A 17,917-nucleotide genomic window follows, 5' to 3' on the forward strand; every position below is an offset into this window, starting at 1 on the left:
CTGTTGTTCTTGTAATCCGCAGCTCAGGGGTAGGCGACGTAGACGTCGGTGAGCAGGTCGGCGGGCTGTGGCTTGGGATCGGACTTGGCGCGGCGCACGGCGTCTTCGATCAGGTCCTCGACGCGGGCGTCGATGGCATCCAGCTGGGCGGCCGTGAGCAGGCCGGCGCGGGTGGTCTTGTTGCGGAACTGCAGCAGGCAGTCGCGGGACTCGCGCAGGTTCTTCACCTCATCGGGGGCGCGGTAGGTTTGTGCATCGCCTTCGAAGTGGCCGTAGTAGCGGCTGAGCTTGACCTCGATCAGCGATGGGCCTTGCCCGGCACGGGCACGTTCGATGGCGGCACCGGCAGCCTCGTACACGGCAAAGAAATCGAAGCCGTCGATGGTGACGCCGGGCATGCCGAAGCCGGCAGCGCGGTCGGCGATGTGGTCGCACGCCACCGACCAGGTCGAGGCGGTAGCTTCGGCGTAGCCGTTGTTCTCGGCGACGAAGATGCACGGCAGGTTCATGATCGACGCCAGGTTCATGGCCTCGAACACTGCGCCTTCGTTGGAAGCGCCGTCGCCGAAGAAGGCCACCGACACATCGTCGCGGCCCTTGATCTTGGCTGCCAGCGCCGCCCCGGCCACCAGCGGTGCACCGGCACCGACGATGCCGTTGGCACCGAGCATGCCTTTTTCCAGGTCGGCGATGTGCATCGAGCCGCCCTTGCCGCCGCAGACGCCGGTCTTCTTGCCGTAGATCTCGGCCATCATGCCGTACACGTCCACGCCCTTGGCGATGCAGTGGCCGTGGCCGCGGTGGGTCGAGGCGATGCAATCGCTGTCGCGCAGGTGGGCCATGACCCCGGCGGCGGAAGCCTCTTCGCCGGCATACAGGTGCACGAAGCCAGGAATCTCGCCGGTGGCGAACTCGACGTGCAGGCGTTCTTCGAAGGCACGGATGGTACGCATCACTTCATAGGCATGCAGCAGTTGTTCGGTACTGAGTTGATTGGACATCTTGTTGTTCTCCGGGGTTGTCTCAACACGGGTTTGCAGGGTGCAGCCGGTGGCCACGGGGCACGGCCAGCAGGTGATGGCGGGCGGCATGCGCCAGTACGGCCTCGACGTCCACGCTCAAAGGGCCTTGGTGGTCGAGGGTGATGGTGGGGCTGTCGTGCTCGGCGAATTCGATCTCGCGCTCGCCGTCCAGGGCCAGGGTGCCGCTGGCCAGGCTCAGGCGATGGGCGACACCGGGGCTCAGGGTGCCGCTGGCGGTGATGCCACAGCCTTGCAGCAGGCCGGGCGCCAACGGTGCCAGCAGGGCCTGGTCGGCAGCGGGGTTGAGGCGAACCCAGGCGCCGTGCGGGTCCTGCCGGGAAACCGGGCACCACAGGCCACACAGCGCCGAGAGGCCGATGGCATGTGGCTCGGCGAAACAGGCGAACACTTCGCTCAGGTCTTCGCTGCGGCTGAGCGCGCGGGCACCGATGAAACGCTGGGGCGACACCGCCACCTCCACCAGGGCCCATTCGGCAAGCCGTTGTTCGGGCACTATCACCAGCAGGCGCTTGTTGCGGCGCAGGCCGATGCTGGCGGGCACCCGGCCGCTGGCGAGCAGGCCGCCGGCCAGGCCGGCACTGGTGGCTTCGCGCAATTCGGGGAAGGCATTGTTGGTGCCGGTGGACAAGGTCAGCAGCGGCACGTCGCCGGCTTCGGCGGCGACCGCCTTGTGCGTGCCATCGCCGCCGAGCACGGCGATCATCGCCACGCCGCGTTCGACCATGCGTCGGGTGGCCAGGCGGGTATCGGCAACGGTCTGGGTCAGTGGCAGGTCGAGGATCTCGATGGCCGGCCAGTGCTGGTCGCGGGCGACCGGGCCCTGGCTGGCCTTGAGCACGGCAGCGGCGATGCCGGTCATGTCGCTGGGCAGCAGCACCTGGCCGATACCGGTGGCACCGAAGGCGGCGAGCAGGCGCTGGATCGCCGAGGCCTTGTCGGTGCTCGAATAGAGCCCGGCATTGGCAGTCAGGCGGCGCAGGTCGCGGCCAGAGGCAGGGTTGGCAATGATCCCGACAGTCGGGGCGGGTAGCGGCATGGCGCACCTCGTTTCTTGTTTGCCAGTGCCGGAGCAAGCGCGGTGCCAGTTTTGTTGAAGTTGGCTGGAATGGCCGAGCCAGAGCGGTTTCGTTGCGCAAAGGCGGGCGTGCATGGCCAGGCCGGCGAGACGCCGGGTGCCAGCCGCGCGATGGCCCGGCCGAGACGCTGAGACGCTGCGTCTCAGGCCGGCCGGTAATCACTCAGTGCTTGTCGGGGCATGCCCGGAGGCGCTTAATGGCCGGACAACGATAAAAACAGCAACGAGAACCGGAGGGCCTGAATGCTTGCCGCGAACTCCCGAGCCCATGTCGATTGCGTCAGCCGGGTGCTGAAGAATGCCGATCGCCTGCCGCAGGCGCCGGTGCCACCGCTGATCCTCGATTCCTGGCGCCGTTCCATGGAGCTGTACCGTCTCGACCCCGCTTCCCAGCAGGGGCCGCGTATTCTCTCCCAGAGCCTACTCAACGAATGCCGCGAACGGGCCGAGCTGTTCCTGCGCATCGCCAGCGATGCCGTTGCGCGCCTGCATGAGCGGGTGCGCGGGGCCGATTATTGCGTACTGCTCACCGACGCCCAGGGGCGCACCATCGACTACCGGGTCGAGTCGGCCATCCGCAACGACTGCCGCAAGGCCGGGTTGTACCTGGGCACTTGCTGGTCCGAGGGTGAGGAGGGCACTTGCGGGGTGGCCGCGGTGCTCACCAGCAAGGCGCCGGTCACGGTGCACAAGCGTGACCATTTCCGCGCTGCGTTTATCGGCCTCACCTGCACCGCGGCGCCGGTGTTCGACCCGCTGGGCGAGCTGCTGGGCGTGGTCGACGTGTCGGCCTTGCAGTCACCGGACGACCGCCGCAGCCAGCACCTGATCCGCCAGCTGGTCGAGCAGACCGCGCGCGAGATCGAAAACGCCTTCTTCATGCACAGTGCCCAGGGCCATTGGGTGATGCGCGCCCATGGCACGCCGGGCTATGTGGAAAGCCAGCCCGACTACCTGCTGGCCTGGGATGCCGATGGCCGCCTGCAGGCCATCAACAGCCTGGCGCGGCAGCGCCTGGTGGAGCGCCTGGGGCGGTTGCCCGAGCACATTGGCGAGTTGTTCGACATCGACCAGTTGCGCCGGGTCAATGGCGCATCGGCCCAGCGTTTGCCAGGCCTGGGCGGGCTGTATGGCCGGGTCAGTGCACCACAGCAGCGCCAGCGCGCGCAGCCCTTGCGCCAGGCCCAGGACGCCCGCATCGAGCAGCACCTGCGGCTGGCCACGCGGGTCAAGGACTGTAACCTGGCGGTGCTGGTGCAGGGCGAGACCGGGGCCGGCAAAGAGGTGTTCGCCCGCCAGTTGCACCAGCAGAGCCTGCGCCGTGACGGTCCGTTCGTCACCCTCAACTGCGCAGCCATTCCGGAAAGCCTGATCGAGAGCGAACTGTTCGGTTATGTCGCCGGGGCGTTCACCGGGGCCTCCAGCAAAGGCATGCAGGGCCTGTTGCAGCAGGCTGACGGCGGCACGTTGTTCCTCGACGAGATTGGCGACATGCCAGTCAACCTGCAGACCCGCCTGTTGCGCGTGCTGGCCGAAGGCGAAGTGGCACCGCTGGGCGCTGCGCGGCGGGAGCGGGTGGACATCCAGGTGATCTGCGCGACCCATCGCGACCTGGCGGCGATGGTCAAGGAGGGGCGTTTCCGTGAGGACCTCTACTTCCGCCTGGCCAATGCCCGCTTCGAGTTGCCACCGTTGCGTGAGCGCGAGGACCGGCTGGGGCTGATTCACCAGTTGCTGGCCGAGGAAGCCGCGGCCTGTGGAGTCGAGGTGGTGCTGGCGGATGATGCGCTACAGGCGCTGTTGCTGTACCGCTGGCCGGGTAACCTGCGCCAGCTGCGGCAGGTGCTGCGTTATGCCTGTGCAGTGAGCGAAGGCGGGCAGGTGCAACTGCAGGATTTGCCACAGGAGGTGCGGGGCGATGCGGTCGCCTGCGCTGACAGCGTGGTGTCCTGTCCGGCCCGGCAGCTGTTGCTGGATGCGCTGATCCGCCATCGCTGGAAGCCGGCCGATGCGGCGCGGGCTTTGGGGATTTCGCGGGCGACCTTGTACCGGCGGGTGCATGAACATCACATCGAGATGCCGCGAATGAAAGGCTAAGCCTCGTCGCGGTCCCTGTAGGAGCGGCCTTGTGTCGCGATGGGCCGCGCAGCGGCCCCAGGATTTCAGCTTCGCCGCAGATATTGCCGGGGCCGCTTCGCGCCCCATCGCGACACAAGGCCGCTCCTACAGGGACCCAGACCAAGCCCTTGCAGACAATAAAAAACCCCGGCGCAAGTCCGGGGTTTCAGTACTTCACACTATCCGATCACTCCTGGTTGGCCAGTTTGTGCTCGAGGTAGTGAATGTTGACGCCGCCTTTGCAGAAACCTTCATCACGCACCAGGTCGCGGTGCAGCGGGATGTTGGTCTTGATGCCGTCGACGACGATCTCGTCCAGGGCATTGCGCATGCGCGCCATGGCTTCGTCGCGGTCCTTGCCGTAGGTGATCAGCTTGCCGATCAGCGAGTCGTAGTTCGGTGGAACCGAGTAACCGCTGTACAGGTGCGAGTCGACGCGCACGCCGTTGCCACCCGGGGCGTGGAAGTGCTTCACCTTGCCAGGGCTCGGGATGAACTTCTTCGGGTCTTCGGCGTTGATACGGCATTCCAGCGCGTGGCCACGAATAACCACGTCTTCCTGGCGGAACGACAGCTTGTTGCCAGCGGCGATGCTCAGCATCTCCTTGACGATGTCGATACCGGTCACCATCTCCGACACCGGGTGCTCAACCTGCACACGGGTGTTCATCTCGATGAAGTAGAAGCGGCCGTTCTCGTACAGGAACTCGAAGGTACCCGCACCACGGTAGCCGATCTCGATGCACGCATCGACACAGCGCTTGAACACTTCCTGACGGGCTTTCTCGTCGATGCCCGGGGCTGGCGCTTCTTCCAGTACCTTCTGGTGACGGCGCTGCAGCGAGCAGTCACGGTCGCCCAGGTGCACGGCGTTGCCCTGGCCGTCGGACAGTACCTGCACTTCCACGTGACGTGGGTTGGTCAGGAACTTCTCCAGGTAGACCATCGGGTTGCCGAAGGCAGCACCGGCTTCGGTACGGGTGAGCTTGGCCGAGGCGATCAGGTCCTCTTCCTTGTGCACCACGCGCATGCCGCGACCACCACCGCCACCGGCGGCCTTGATGATCACCGGGTAGCCGACGTCTCGGGCAATGGCCAGGGCGACTTCTTCGTCTTCCGGCAGCGGGCCATCGGAGCCCGGTACGGTCGGTACGCCCGACTTGATCATCGCGTCCTTGGCCGAAACCTTGTCGCCCATCAGGCGAATGGTGTCGGCTTTCGGGCCGATGAAGGCGAAACCGGATTTTTCCACCTGCTCGGCGAAGTCGGCGTTTTCCGCCAGGAAGCCGTAGCCCGGGTGGATCGCGGTGGCGCCGGTGACTTCGGCAGCAGCGATGATCGCCGGGATATGCAGGTAGGAATCCTTGGACGATGCAGGGCCGATGCAGACCGACTCGTCTGCCAGGCCCAGGTGCATCAGTTCACGGTCGGCAGTGGAGTGCACGGCGACGGTCTTGATACCCAGCTCTTTGCAGGCACGCAGGATCCGCAGGGCAATTTCCCCGCGGTTGGCGATCAGGACTTTTTCGAGCTTCCCAGACATCGTTGGCTCTCCGCGATTCAAACGATGGTGAACAGCGGCTGGTCGAACTCAACCGGCTGGCCGTCTTCTACCAGGATGGCGTCGATGACACCGCCAACATCGGCTTCGATGTGGTTCATCATCTTCATGGCTTCGACGATGCACAGGGTGTCGCCTTTCTTCACGCTCTGGCCCACTTCAGCGAAGTTCGGCGAGGTTGGCGAAGGCTTGCGGTAGAAGGTACCGACCATCGGCGAGCGGATCACGGTGCCTTTCAGGGCTGGTGCAGCGGCAGCGGCTTCGGCGGCCGGGGCAGCAGCGGCAACCGGGGCAGCGGCAGGCGCAGCGGCTACCGGGGCCGGTGCGAAGTACTGCTGGGCAGCAGGGGTCTTGCTGTGGCGGCTGATACGGACCGACTCTTCGCCTTCCTTGATCTCCAGCTCGTCGATGCCAGACTCTTCCAGCAGCTCGATCAGTTTCTTGACTTTACGGATATCCATTAATCATCAACTCCCAAAGGTTCGGTCAGGGGGCGAAATTACAAAAAACGTATCTGAAACGTTTCTCTCGAACCCTGGCCCACCGAGGCCAGGGTTTTCATCATTTGGGCTGTGCGTTGGCAGCCAGTTGTTCCAGCGCGGACTCCAGGGCCAGGCGGTAACCGCTGGCGCCCAGGCCGCAGATCACCCCTACGGCAACATCGGAAAAGTAGGAGTGATGGCGGAACGGTTCGCGTTTGTGCACGTTGGACAGGTGCACTTCGATGAATGGGATGCTCACCGCAAGCAACGCGTCACGTAATGCAACGCTTGTGTGCGTGAAAGCAGCCGGATTGATCAGGATGAAGTCCACACCCTCGTTGCGTGCGGCGTGAATACGGTCGATCAGTTCGTACTCGGCGTTGCTCTGCAGGTATTGCAGATGGTGGCCTGCGGCGCGGGCACGTTGCTCCAGGTCCTGGTTGATCTGGGCCAGGGTCACGGCGCCGTAATGGCCAGGCTCGCGGGTACCGAGCAGGTTGAGGTTGGGGCCGTGGAGCACCAGTAGCGTTGCCATCTGCGATTCCTTGGATTTGTAGGGCAATTCGACACAGCGCGGCGAGTGTGCCGCAAAGCGACAGCGAGTGTCCAGTTCCCGGCAATAGGCAGCACGATGTCCGAGATTCGCGCGAGATATGTGACCAGATAACTAGATCCAGTCACTGATTTTCGGTTTTTTCACCGCGCGCGAGAAGTTATAGACCGACTTTGCCGCGTACGCGTGTAAGAATTTGGGCAAATTCACTGGCGTTTAGCTCGCCAATGACCCGATCAGCGTTGATTTCGCTGCCGTTCGCGGCGAAGAACAACAGGGCAGGGGGGCCGAACAGTTGATAGCGGTCGAGCAGCGCGCGTTGTTCGGCATTGCTGGCGGTTATGTCAAAACGCAGCAACTTGAAGCCGGCCAGTTGGGCTTGTACCTGCGGCGCGGTCAGCACTTCGCGCTCGATCACCTTGCAACTGATGCACCAGTCGGCATACCAGTCCAGCAGTACCGGTTGGCCGGCGGTCTTGGCCTCGGCCAGGGCGGCGTCCAGTGCAGCCGGGGTGGTCACGGTGTGCCAGCTATCCGCGGCAGCCGCCGGTTTGCCGCCAGCACTGGCAAGGGCCGGCGGTGGCAGCGGGCGCAGCGGGTCGCCCTGGCCACTGAGCGCGCCGTACCAGCAGGCCACGGCATACACCAGCAAAGCCAGGCCGAGCAGTTGCGCCAGGCGCTGGCGCGGGGACTTGACCACGAACTCCAGGGCGCCCAGGAACAGCGCCACCCCGGCGGCCAGGAAACCGACCAGCAGCAAGGTCAGCGGGCCCGGCAGCACTCGGCTGAGCAGGCCGATGGCCAGGCCCAGCAGCAGCACGCCGATGGCATTTTTCACCGTGTTCAGCCAGGGGCCGCTTTTCGGCAGCCAGGCCGCGCCGCCGGTGGCCACCAGCAGCAGCGGTGCGCCCATGCCCAGGCCCAGGGCAAACAGCTTGAGGGCGCCGCCCAGGGCATCACCACTGGCGCTGATGTACAGCAACGCACCGGCCAGCGGCGCTGAAACACACGGCGAAACCAGCAGGCTGGAAAGCACGCCCAGTATCGCCGCGCCCAGCAGCGAGCCACCCCGGGTGTGATTGGCGACATTATTCAGGCGCTGATTGAGGGCCTGCGGCAGCTTCAGTTCGAACAGGCCGAACATGGCCAGGGCGAACACCACGAAGAACAGTGCGAAGGGCACCAGCACCCAGGCCGATTGCAGGCGTGCCTGCAGGTTCAGGCCGGCGCCGAACAGGCCCATCAGGGCGCCGAGGACGGCAAAGCTGGCCGCCATCGGCAGCACGTAGGCCAGTGACAGGGCCAGGCCGCGCAGGCCGCCGGCCTGGCCGCGCAGCACCACGCCGGAGAGGATCGGCAGCATTGGCAACACGCAGGGGGTGAAGGTGAGGCCGACCCCGGCAAGGAAGAACAGCAGCAGCGACTTCCAGCTCCAGCCGTGCTCGGTGCTGGCCGGTGTGTTCGCACCGGCTTCGCCATCGATGCTCAGGCGTGCGGTTTCCGGTGGGTAGCACAGGCCTTTGTCGGCACAACCCTGGTAGCCCACCAGCAAGGTGAAGGCGCGCGGGTCGTTGCGCGGTAGTTCGATGTCGAGCACGCCATGGTATACCTCGACATCGCCGAAGAATTCATCGTGCTTGGCCTCGCCCTTGGGGATATTCGGCGTACCCAGGGCAGCGTCGGCCGGTTCCGTACGGAACTGGAAGCGGTGGCGGTAGAGGTAATAGCCATCGGTGGCGACGAAGCGCAGCTTGATGGTTTGCGCATCGGCCTGGATCAGGTTGAGCCTGAACGCTTCGTGTACCGGCAGGAAGTCGGCGTTGTTGGACAACGAAGCGGCGCCGAGGGTGGCGCTGGGGCGGTTGTCGAGCAGGCCCGTGGCGAAGGCGGGGCTGGCCAGCAGCAGGAACAGCAGGAAAAACAGGCGGCGCATGGCGGACTCGCGAGGTCGAACGTGCCGGGCATGATAGCGGAGTTGGTGCAGGTTGGGGCCATGCTGATGGCGGGGGCGACACATGGCCGCTGGCTGATTTGCTACCTGTGTCGGCCTCTTCGCGGGTAAACCCGCTCCCACCTCGACCGCATAGACCTCAAGCCATACGCTATCCCTGTGGGAGCGGGTTTACCCGCGAAGAGGCCAGTACAGGCCAACCTAGACTCTGAAGGCCCGCACCGCCCGGTTCAGCTCACCGCCCAGGCTCAGCAATTGCTCGCCTTGCTCACGCCCCTCGCCAATGCGTTGCAGGTTGTCCTCGCCCAGCGCATGGATGCGTTGGCTGTGGTCGCGAATTTCACTTACCGCGCCACTCTGCTGCGCCGTGACGTCGGCAATCCGCACCGCAGTGTCCGCGATGGTGCGGATGGCACTGACGATCTGGTCCAGCGCCCCGTCTGCGGCCTGGGCCTGGCTGGCGGTGGCCTCGGCATGTTCGAGCTGCGCACGCATACCGGCCACCGAGCTTCTGGCGGCCTGCTGCAGGCGGTCGATCAGTGCCTGGATTTCGCCGGTTGCCCCGGTGGTGCGCTGCGCCAGCGAACGCACCTCATCAGCCACCACGGCAAAACCACGGCCCATCTCGCCAGCACGCGCGGCTTCGATCGCGGCATTCAATGCCAGCAGGTTGGTCTGTTCGGCAATCGAGCGGATCACTGTCAGTACGCCACCAATGGTGGCCGACTCTTCCGCCAGTTGCTCGATCATGCGGGCGTTGCCTTGCACTTCATCGACCAGTGCGCGCAAGCCCGACAGGCTCTGGCCAATCACCGTCTGGCCCTGTTCCACTGCGCGGCCGGCATCGCGGCTGGCGTCGGCGGCGGCGCTGGCGTCACCGGCCACCTGCTGGATGGTCGCTTCCAGTTCACCCAGGGCATCGCGAATCTGCCCGGTGTCACCCGCCTGGCGTTCGGCACCGTCATGCAACGCGGCACTCATGCCGGCAAGGGCATGGCTGCTGCCGGCCACCTGTTCGGCGTTGTGGCGGATGGTGCCGACCAGCTCCACCAGGTACTGGCGCAGGCGGTTGAGCGAATCCTGGATGTCGTGCAGTTCGCGGTTGGTCTTGCCCAGCGTGATGGGCTTGGCGAAGTCGCCTTCGGCCCAGCGCGACAGGGCCGGGGCCAGGCCGGTCAGGGTGCGTGCCAGGCGCCGTTGCAAGGTGTCGACCAGCAGGGCGATGAGCAGGATCAGGGCAATCATCAGGCCCTGGATGATGCGTACTTCGGCGGCGATCTTCGCGTGCTGGCTGCGTACTTCTGGCTCCAGCGCGGCGATGGCCTGCTGCACCGCTTGCAGACGCTGGCCGGTGCTGGCGGCCAGGGCTGCTCGGCGCTCGATCTGGTCGCGGGTGCGCTGCAGCTCGGCCGGGTAGCGGCTGAGCAGGCTTTGCAGCTCACGTTTCAGGCCAATTGCGATGTCTTCCTGCTGGGCGCTGGCCTGGGTCTCCAGGCCCATCATGGCCGCAAAGTCGTCGGCGCCGGATTCGGCAGCACGGGTTACCCCAAGCAGTGGCAGGCTGTCGATGATCTGGGCCTGGGCGCGAATCCGCTGCAGCTCGCGCTCGACTTCGTCGGCCAGTTCCGGGCGACTGCTGCTGACCAGCTTGTCCCGTGCCAGCGAAAGGCGACCGAGGTGCACGGTGGCCTCCAGCAGGGGCTGCAGGTAGCGGTTGGCGTCGGCGCTGGCGCTGTCACGCACGTAATCAGCCAGCTGTTCGAAGTTGGCCCCCAGTTCCCGCTCGGCCTGCAGCAACAGCGCCTGCGGGTCGCCGGCCAGCTTGCCGGCAGCCAGCAGTTCCTCGGCGGTGAAGGCCTGCAGGCTGTCCAGGCTGGGGCGTAGCTGGTCAGCCAGTTCGGCGGGCCATTCGGCCAACGCCGCTTGCAGTTGCTGGTTGGCCTCCATGGCCGCTGCGTGGCGCAGGGCATCGCCGCTGGCCAGGTAGGCCTGGATGTTGCCTGCAGCCTGGTGCTGGAACTGCTGGGACAGGCCCAGGTAGTGCTCCATCAATTGATAGGGGCGCTCCAGGGCCCGCTGCGACCACCACAGGGTGGCGCCCAGGGCGATACACACGGTTACCAGCAACAGGGTGTTGAAATTGGTCAGCCACTTCAGGCGCATAGCCGCGAGCTTCCTGCGGGAGGAGAGAGTCGGTGGCTGAAGTTATGGCGGTTGTGTGACGGAGTGATGACGAAAGGGGCTGGTGTCAGATAAAAAAGTGGCACTGTGCCTGTATCTGTATTGCCTGTACTGGCCTCTTCGCGGGCTCGCCCGCTCCCACAGGATATCTACCAGTCCTGAATGCAGCGTAATCCTTGTGGGAGCGGGCAAGCCCGCGAAGAGGCCGGTACAGGCGATGAGCAACTCAGGGCTCTACCCGCACCACGCAATTACGCCCGGCATGCTTGGCCCGGTACAGCGCCTCGTCTGCCGCACTGGCCATGGTCAGTGCATCCAGCCCGTCGTCCAGCTGCACCACCCCGGCACTGAAGGTGCAGCGTAGATCCTGCGGCTGGGCCGGGTAGAGAATTTCGGCAAAGCGCCGGCGGATTTCGTCCAGCACCTTGTGCGCCGCGTGCAGCGCGGTATTGGGCATGACGATGGCGAACTCTTCGCCACCATAGCGGCCAATGAAGTCGGTCTTGCGCAAGCGCTGCTTGAGAAACAGCGCCAGGCTCTTGATCACGCGGTCGCCCATCGGGTGGCCGTGGCGATCGTTGATCTTCTTGAAGTGGTCGATGTCGAGCATGGCGAAGCTCAACGGTTGCTGCTCGCGCCGGGCGCGGAAGCTGCAGTCTTCAAGCAGTTGCAGGATATGCGTGTGGTTGTACAGCCCGGTCAGGCTGTCGCGCACCATGCGCGCCTTCAGGTGCCTGGCACGGGCGGCCCGGTTGCGCACCGTGGTGATCAGCTGGCGTGAGCGAAACGGCTTGGTCAGGAAATCGTCACCGCCTTCACTCATGGCATCCAGCTGCTTGTCCAGGTCATCCTCGGCAGACAGGTAGATGATCGGCACGCTCACGTAGCGGTCGCTGTGGCGGATGACCTTGGCCAGCTCGGGGCCGGTGCAGGCGGGCATGTACAGGTCGAGGATGATCAGGTCGGGCTGGAAGTCGGCCAGTTCGGCCATGGTGCGGATGGGGTCGGTCAGGCTGCGGGTGAGCATGCCGGCACTGCTCAGCACCTTCTCGGTGTGCAATGCCTGGGTGCGCGAATCGTCGATGATCAGCACGCGCAACGGGTCGTGCGGGGTAGCGTTGGTCAGCCGCTCGACCTTTTCCAGCAGGCTGGAGGCTTCCAGGGTACCGGTGAGAAAGTCCTGGGCCCCGGCGCGCACCGCGGCCAGGCGCGTCGGGGTATCGGTTTCGTGGTGGCTGAAGAACAGCAGCGGAATGTGGCGGGCCAGCCCCTGCTGGACCTGGGCCGCCAGCAGCAGGCCTTGGCCGGCGCCGTTGAAATCGACATCCATGATGATGGCCGAGGGAGGGTATTCGGCGATCGAGGCGTGGAATGCCGACGTGCTGGCCAGCGCCTGCACCACCAGGCCAAAGAATTCCAGTTGCTGGGCCAGGCGCTGGGCACGTTCGTGGTCCTGCAGCAGGATGTACACCGGCTTGCGGATGGGCGATGGCAGCAACTGGCCGAGCGGGTCGTCCTTGCGCAGGCCGCTACGCGTCAGCTGTTGGGCGGGGCACTGCGGGCTCGGCTCGACTGCTTGGCTCATGTCCTGGCTACTTTGTAGGGGTGGGAGGTGCAGAGGCGATGATGGCTCTATGCTAGCAGTTCTTTGCCGGTGCGGGAGTGCTCTGTATCAACAAAGCGGGCAGAACGAATATTCAGTTGCCGACCGATTGGTCGCTTATGCGTAAGGCGGTGTCTGCTTTATAGTGCAGCCATGCGGGCTTGCCGTGGCACCCTGGCACAGGCCTGTGGTCCAAGCCCCTGAACCGTCGTGACTGATTAAGGACAAAGCCATGCTGGACTGGAAAAACCGCGAGGCCCAAGCCGAGCCCCGCGAGCGCGTCGACGGCCGTGGCGCCGCCGCCCGTAGCTACCTTGGCGGCCTCTGGAGCCGTGCATTGGGCACCCTCATCGGGTTGTACCTGCTGGTGTGTATCGGCCTGGGCTGGTACTGGAGCCAGGAGCCGGCCCTGTTCCCGGTGCAGCAGAACGCCCAGGCTGCAGCCGAGCGCGCTGGCCAGCAGATGGTGGTGGGCTACACCACCGTCGAAACCCTCAAGACCGTGGCTGGCACCTTGTTGAACAAGCCGGGTGGCTACATTTCCAACGACCGCTTCCCGCCAGGGTTGTGGATGGACAACATGTCCAGCTGGGAGTATGGCGTGCTGGTCCAGGTGCGCGATCTGTCCCGTGCCCTGCGCAAGGACTTCGCCCGCTCGCAATCGCAGTCCACCGAAGACGCCGACCTGGCCAAGGCCGAGCCGCGCTTCAACTTCGACAACAAGAGCTGGATCCTGCCCTCGAGCGAATCGGAGTTCGAAGAGGGCATCAAGTCGCTGAGCCGCTACCAGACCCGTCTGGCGGCTGGCGACAAGGGCGCGATCTTCTATACCCGTGCCGACAACCTGAACAACTGGCTGGGTGACGTGGCCACCCGCCTGGGCTCGCTGTCGCAGCGCCTGTCGGCCAGCGTTGGCCGGGTCAAGCTCAACACCACGCTGAAGACCGAGTCGGTGGTTGCCGGCCAGGCGCCGCAGGTGGATGAAGAACTGGTGGAAACCCCGTGGTTGCAGATCGACAACGTGTTCTACGAAGCCCGTGGCCAGGCCTGGGCGCTGTCGCACCTGCTGCGCGCGATCGAGGTGGACTTCGCCGACGTGCTGGCGAAGAAGAACGCCACGGTCAGCGTGCGGCAGATCATCCGTGAGCTGGAAGCCTCGCAGGAAGCCTTGTGGAGCCCGATGGTGCTCAATGGCAGTGGCTTTGGCATGTGGGCCAACCACTCGCTGGTCATGGCCAACTACATTTCCCGGGCCAACGCCGCAGTGATCGACCTGCGTCAGCTGCTGTCGCAGGGTTGAAGATGGCTATCAGCCCTGACGAGGCCGCCCACCGGGCGGCTTCCGACCGCGAGCTGGTCACCTGGGTGGACGAAGCCGACCAGGTCCTGGGGGCCTTGCCACGCGCCGAGCTGCGCCAGCGCGGCCTGATTGGGCGGTGCACGTTCATTCTGCTGTTCAACAGCGCCGGTGAGCTGTGCGTGCACCGGCGCACCCTGAGCAAGGCGCTGTACCCGGGTTACTGGGATGTGGCGGCAGGCGGCATGGTCACCGCCGGGGAGGCCTATGCCGATTCGGCGGCGCGCGAGCTGGCCGAGGAGTTGGGCATCGACGGTGTCGAGTTGCGCTTCCACGAGCGCTTCTACTTCGATCAGCCGGATAACCGCTTGTGGTGTGCGGTGTATTCGGCGGTGTCGGATGCGCCGTTGCGGCTGCAGCCGGAGGAAGTCATCGAGGCGCGCTTCATTGGCCTGGAGCAGGTCGAGCAGGAGCGCCTGGCAAAGCCGTATTGCCCGGACTCGTTGGCGGCATTGCAGCGCTATAAAGCCAGCCTCGAATAGGGCTGGAGCCATGCCGGCCCCTTCGTGGGTAACCTGCACCCACAGGTACCGCGAAGGCCTCCTGGCCTGTGAAATCCCGCTGGCAGCGGGTTTACCCGCGCGGGGTCGCAAAACTTTCGCAAAATGCCGCAATCCGGTACTTAGCAACAGCCGCATTTATCGTTAAACTGCGCGCCCTTTTCGGGCTGCCGCAGTTCTTGTGGCAGTAGCGCCGCCCCTGCCAGAGTGGGGCTTCGCGGTCGGCTCCCGCCGACCAGTTTTTGTCCTCAGCCCAGAGGAACAAAAGTGGCCAAGAAAGCTTCGTCCTTCGCCGCCCTTGGCGGTCTTGTTTACTCCACCGACGCTGGTCGGCACTGTCCCGACTGCAGCCAGCCGGTGGATGCCTGTACCTGCAAGCAGCAAACCATTCCCGAAGGTGATGGCATTGCCCGTGTGCGCCGCGAAAGCAAGGGCCGCGGCGGCAAGACCGTGACCACCGTCAGCGGTGTGCCGCTGCCGCTCGAACAGCTCAAGGAGCTGGCCTCCACCCTCAAGCGCCGCTGCGGTACCGGTGGCGCCCTGAAGGATGGGGTCATTGAAATCCAGGGCGACCATGTCGAGCTGTTGATCGGCGAGCTGATCAAGCAGGGTTTCAAGGCGAAAAAGTCCGGCGGCTGATGCGGCCACGCGCTTTTTTGCCCAGTGCTTTCTAAACTCGTTGCCGTGACCAGGGTCTACCTTGGGCACGGACGAATCGTCATTTTTGGCTTTTACACTGCGCCCGCCTCCTTGCGGGGCAGTGTCTTCGACTTATCTATAGGGGACTTGAATGTCCGTACGACGCACACGCAAAGACGATGGTAGCCAATGGACCGTGGCCGACAGCCGCAGTGTTTATGGCATCCGTCATTGGGGCGCTGGTTATTTCGCCATCAATGAAGCCGGGCGCGTCGAAGTGCGCCCCAACGGCCCGCAAAGCGCACCGATCGACCTGTTCGAACAGGTCGACGAACTGCGCCAGAGCGGCCTGTCGCTGCCATTGCTGGTGCGCTTCCCAGACATTCTGCAGGACCGCGTGCGCCAGCTGACCGGCGCCTTCGATGCCAACATCGCGCGCCTGGAATACCAGAGCCAGTACACCGCGCTGTACCCGATCAAGGTCAACCAGCAGGAAGCGGTGGTGGAAAACATCATCGCCACGCAAAACGTTTCCATCGGCCTGGAAGCCGGCTCCAAGCCCGAGCTGCTGGCGGTGCTGGCGCTGGCGCCGAAGGGCGGCACCATCGTCTGCAACGGCTACAAGGACCGCGAGTTCATCCGCCTGGCGCTGATGGGCCAGAAGCTCGGCCACAATGTGTTCATCGTCATCGAGAAAGAGTCGGAAGTGGCGCTGGTGATCGATGAAGCCGCCGAGCTCAAGGTCAAGCCGCAGGTAGGCCTGCGCGTGCGCCTGTCGTCGCTGGCCTCGAGCAAGTGGGCCGACACCGGTGGCGAGAAGTCCAAGTTCGGTTTGTCAGCTGCCCAGCTGATTTCGGTGGTGCAGCGCTTCCGCGATGCCGGCCTGGACCAGGGCATTCGCCTGCTGCATTTCCACATGGGTTCGCAGATCGCCAACCTGGCCGACTACCAGCATGGTTTCAAGGAAGCCATCCGGTACTACGGCGAGCTGCGCGCGCTGGGCCTGCCGGTGGACCATATCGACGTCGGTGGTGGCCTGGGCGTGGACTACGACGGTACCCACTCGCGCAATGCCAGCTCGATCAACTACGACATGGACGACTATGCCGGCGTGGTCGTCGGCATGCTCAAGGAGTTCTGCGATGCGCAGGGCCTGCCGCACCCGCACATCTTCTCGGAGAGTGGCCGCTCGCTGACCGCGCATCACGCCATGCTGGTCATCCAGGTAACGGATGTCGAGAAACACAACGACGACGTGCCGACCATCGAAAACAAGGAATCCCTGCCCGAGACCGTGCAGTGGCTGGTCGACCTGCTCGGCCCGACCGACATCGAGATGGTGACCGAGACTTACTGGCGCGCCACCCATTACATGGGTGACGTGGCCGCGCAGTACGCCGACGGCAAGATCAGCCTGGCCGAAAAGGCCCTGGCCGAGCAGTGCTATTTCGCCGTGTGCCGGCGCCTGCACAACTCGCTGAAAGCCCGCCAGCGCTCGCACCGCCAGGTGCTGGACGAGCTCAACGACAAGCTGGCCGACAAGTACATCTGCAACTTCTCGGTGTTCCAGAGCCTGCCGGACACCTGGGCCATCGGCCAGGTGCTGCCGATCATCCCGCTGCACCGCCTGGACGAGGAGCCAATGCGCCGGGCCGTGCTGCAGGACCTGACCTGCGACTCGGACGGCAAGATCAACCAGTACGTCGACGAGCAGAGCATCGAGACCAGCATGCCAGTGCATGCGGTGAAGGAAGGTGAGGACTACCTGCTGGGCGTGTTCCTGGTGGGTGCCTACCAGGAAATCCTCGGTGACATGCACAACCTGTTCGGTGACACCGACTCGGTGAACATCTACCAGAACGCCGACGGCAGCGTGTACCACGCCGGTATCGAGACCCACGACACCATCGAGGACATGCTGCGCTACGTGCACCTGTCGCCGGAGGAGTTGATGACTCATTACCGTGACAAGGTGGCCAGTGCCAGGATCAGCGCGCGTGAGCGGACCCAGTATCTGGATGCCTTGCGCCTGGGGTTGACCCGGTCTTCGTACCTGTCGTCCTGAGTCCAGGGGGCCGCTTTGCGGCCCATCGCGACACAAGGCCGCTCCATGAGATAGCGGTTACAAATGGAGACAGGGTGATGGGGCCTGTCGTAGGAGCGGCCTTGTGTCGCGATCTGAGGGCGTAGCCCTCACCGCGTCATACCCGGTAATGGTTCGCTGGCGATGGCCTTCATCGCCACGGCTACCTTTGAATGCAATGTTCAAGGGAGTTCGACATGGATCGTCACGGTAACCATCGATTACGCCAAGGGCGCTTCTCAGAGCCAGGCCGGCTCTATCTGCTGACCACGATTACTCGCCAGCGGCTACCTCTGTTCAGAAACCTCTGGTTCGCACGTGCGGCCATCCAGCAATTACGTCTGAGTCACCATGAAGGTAGTTGCCGCTCATTAGTATGGGTTCTGATGCCAGACCATCTGCACTGGCTGGTCGAGCTTGGGCCGAGCAGCCTGGGCAAACTCATGTGCGGCTTCAAGTCGCGTAGCAGTTGTGCGCTTTACCCCAGAGGCGCTGAGCGACGGCATATCTGGCAGCCTGGCTTTCATGACCGGGCTCTGCGCAGGGAGGAAGATGTGAAAGCCGCTGCTCGATACATCATTGCTAATCCCATTCGGGCTGGGTTGGTGCGGCGGGCTGGCGATTATCCACATTGGGATTGTGTGTGGCTGTGAGCCTGCAGGTGAAGGCTTCGCCCTCATTTCGCGACACAAGGCCGCTCCTACAGATGACCGCGATACCACGCCGCCCCGCGAACCTTTGTAGGAGCGGCCTTGTGTCGCGATGGGCCGC

Annotated in this window: 14 protein-coding genes; 6 read left to right on the top strand and 8 right to left on the bottom strand. The window is 64.6% G+C overall.

All coding sequences use genetic code 11. The features are described 5' to 3' along the window. Positions 1 to 23 precede the first annotated feature (23 nt). Both JKP78_RS05460 and JKP78_RS05465 read right to left on the bottom strand, forming a co-directional pair. Positions 24 to 1,001, bottom strand: coding sequence for a thiamine pyrophosphate-dependent dehydrogenase E1 component subunit alpha (locus tag JKP78_RS05460; RefSeq protein WP_170028092.1), 978 nt, complete (start codon positions 999 to 1,001; stop codon positions 24 to 26). A 22-nt stretch (positions 1,002 to 1,023) separates the two neighbouring features. Then, positions 1,024 to 2,079, bottom strand: coding sequence for an ATP-NAD kinase family protein (locus JKP78_RS05465; protein WP_186689679.1), 1,056 nt, complete (start codon positions 2,077 to 2,079; stop codon positions 1,024 to 1,026). A 282-nt stretch (positions 2,080 to 2,361) separates the two neighbouring features. Here JKP78_RS05465 and JKP78_RS05470 point away from each other — a divergent pair, with 282 nt between their 5' ends. After that, entirely contained in the window at positions 2,362 to 4,215 is a 1,854-nt protein-coding gene (locus JKP78_RS05470; RefSeq protein ID WP_186689677.1) for a sigma-54-dependent Fis family transcriptional regulator, read from the top strand. Between the two features lie 208 nt (positions 4,216 to 4,423). On the opposite strand, the gene accC is transcribed toward JKP78_RS05470, so the two are convergent. The 6 genes from accC to JKP78_RS05500 form a co-directional block, all read right to left on the bottom strand. Continuing rightward, positions 4,424 to 5,779 carry an acetyl-CoA carboxylase biotin carboxylase subunit gene (accC, locus tag JKP78_RS05475; RefSeq protein WP_170028095.1) on the bottom strand — a complete coding sequence of 452 codons (1,356 nt, stop codon included), beginning with the start codon at positions 5,777 to 5,779 and terminating at the stop codon, positions 4,424 to 4,426. Positions 5,780 to 5,796: 17 nt separating this feature from the next. Further along, the gene (accB, locus tag JKP78_RS05480; protein ID WP_200626199.1) at positions 5,797 to 6,258 is read right to left on the bottom strand and encodes an acetyl-CoA carboxylase biotin carboxyl carrier protein; all 462 of its coding nucleotides are present in this window, start codon (positions 6,256 to 6,258) and stop codon (positions 5,797 to 5,799) included. Positions 6,259 to 6,358: 100 nt separating this feature from the next. Then, positions 6,359 to 6,814 (bottom strand): type II 3-dehydroquinate dehydratase, encoded by a 456-nt coding sequence (gene aroQ, locus JKP78_RS05485; protein WP_003255330.1) that lies wholly within the window; start codon positions 6,812 to 6,814, stop codon positions 6,359 to 6,361. Between the two features lie 178 nt (positions 6,815 to 6,992). Then, on the bottom strand, positions 6,993 to 8,765 hold the full coding sequence (locus JKP78_RS05490) for a protein-disulfide reductase DsbD (RefSeq protein ID WP_200626200.1): 1,773 nt from the start codon (positions 8,763 to 8,765) through the stop codon (positions 6,993 to 6,995). A gap of 219 nt (positions 8,766 to 8,984) precedes the next feature. Beyond that, the gene (locus JKP78_RS05495; RefSeq protein ID WP_200626201.1) at positions 8,985 to 10,946 is read right to left on the bottom strand and encodes a methyl-accepting chemotaxis protein; all 1,962 of its coding nucleotides are present in this window, start codon (positions 10,944 to 10,946) and stop codon (positions 8,985 to 8,987) included. Between the two features lie 244 nt (positions 10,947 to 11,190). Then, positions 11,191 to 12,549 (bottom strand): diguanylate cyclase, encoded by a 1,359-nt coding sequence (locus tag JKP78_RS05500; protein WP_186689669.1) that lies wholly within the window; start codon positions 12,547 to 12,549, stop codon positions 11,191 to 11,193. A gap of 250 nt (positions 12,550 to 12,799) precedes the next feature. Between JKP78_RS05500 and JKP78_RS05505 the strand changes: the two genes are divergently transcribed. From JKP78_RS05505 to JKP78_RS05525, 5 genes are all read left to right on the top strand, one after another. Next, a complete protein-coding gene (locus tag JKP78_RS05505; protein WP_200626202.1) occupies positions 12,800 to 13,867 on the top strand; it encodes a DUF2333 family protein in 1,068 nt (355 codons plus the stop codon). Between the two features lie 2 nt (positions 13,868 to 13,869). Beyond that, positions 13,870 to 14,406, top strand: a complete 537-nt coding sequence (locus tag JKP78_RS05510; RefSeq protein WP_170028101.1) for an NUDIX hydrolase — start codon at positions 13,870 to 13,872, stop codon at positions 14,404 to 14,406. Positions 14,407 to 14,691: 285 nt separating this feature from the next. Then, the gene (locus JKP78_RS05515) at positions 14,692 to 15,063 is read left to right on the top strand and encodes a translation initiation factor Sui1 (protein WP_170028102.1); all 372 of its coding nucleotides are present in this window, start codon (positions 14,692 to 14,694) and stop codon (positions 15,061 to 15,063) included. A gap of 151 nt (positions 15,064 to 15,214) precedes the next feature. Then, positions 15,215 to 17,128 (top strand): arginine decarboxylase, encoded by a 1,914-nt coding sequence (gene speA, locus JKP78_RS05520; protein ID WP_170028103.1) that lies wholly within the window; start codon positions 15,215 to 15,217, stop codon positions 17,126 to 17,128. Positions 17,129 to 17,343: 215 nt separating this feature from the next. Then, entirely contained in the window at positions 17,344 to 17,799 is a 456-nt protein-coding gene (locus JKP78_RS05525) for an REP-associated tyrosine transposase (RefSeq protein ID WP_200626203.1), read from the top strand. The last annotated feature ends 118 nt before the right edge of the window (positions 17,800 to 17,917 follow it).

It is taken from the genome of Pseudomonas sp. LAM2023, assembly GCF_016620375.1.
Lineage (GTDB): Bacteria > Pseudomonadota > Gammaproteobacteria > Pseudomonadales > Pseudomonadaceae > Aquipseudomonas > Aquipseudomonas anuradhapurensis.

Excerpts from the sequence above, each read along its gene's own strand:
- JKP78_RS05505 (WP_200626202.1), top strand. The coding sequence starts at position 12,800 with ATGCTGGACTGGAAAAACCGCGAGGCCCAAGCCGAGCCCCGCGAGCGC.
- accC (WP_170028095.1), bottom strand. The coding sequence starts at position 5,779 with ATGTCTGGGAAGCTCGAAAAAGTCCTGATCGCCAACCGCGGGGAAATT.
- JKP78_RS05510 (WP_170028101.1), top strand. The coding sequence starts at position 13,870 with ATGGCTATCAGCCCTGACGAGGCCGCCCACCGGGCGGCTTCCGACCGC.
- JKP78_RS05465 (WP_186689679.1), bottom strand. The coding sequence starts at position 2,079 with ATGCCGCTACCCGCCCCGACTGTCGGGATCATTGCCAACCCTGCCTCT.
- JKP78_RS05470 (WP_186689677.1), top strand. The coding sequence starts at position 2,362 with ATGCTTGCCGCGAACTCCCGAGCCCATGTCGATTGCGTCAGCCGGGTG.
- aroQ (WP_003255330.1), bottom strand. The coding sequence starts at position 6,814 with ATGGCAACGCTACTGGTGCTCCACGGCCCCAACCTCAACCTGCTCGGT.
- JKP78_RS05525 (WP_200626203.1), top strand. The coding sequence starts at position 17,344 with ATGGATCGTCACGGTAACCATCGATTACGCCAAGGGCGCTTCTCAGAG.
- JKP78_RS05500 (WP_186689669.1), bottom strand. The coding sequence starts at position 12,549 with ATGAGCCAAGCAGTCGAGCCGAGCCCGCAGTGCCCCGCCCAACAGCTG.
- JKP78_RS05495 (WP_200626201.1), bottom strand. The coding sequence starts at position 10,946 with ATGCGCCTGAAGTGGCTGACCAATTTCAACACCCTGTTGCTGGTAACC.
- speA (WP_170028103.1), top strand. The coding sequence starts at position 15,215 with ATGTCCGTACGACGCACACGCAAAGACGATGGTAGCCAATGGACCGTG.
- accB (WP_200626199.1), bottom strand. The coding sequence starts at position 6,258 with ATGGATATCCGTAAAGTCAAGAAACTGATCGAGCTGCTGGAAGAGTCT.
- JKP78_RS05490 (WP_200626200.1), bottom strand. The coding sequence starts at position 8,765 with ATGCGCCGCCTGTTTTTCCTGCTGTTCCTGCTGCTGGCCAGCCCCGCC.
- JKP78_RS05460 (WP_170028092.1), bottom strand. The coding sequence starts at position 1,001 with ATGTCCAATCAACTCAGTACCGAACAACTGCTGCATGCCTATGAAGTG.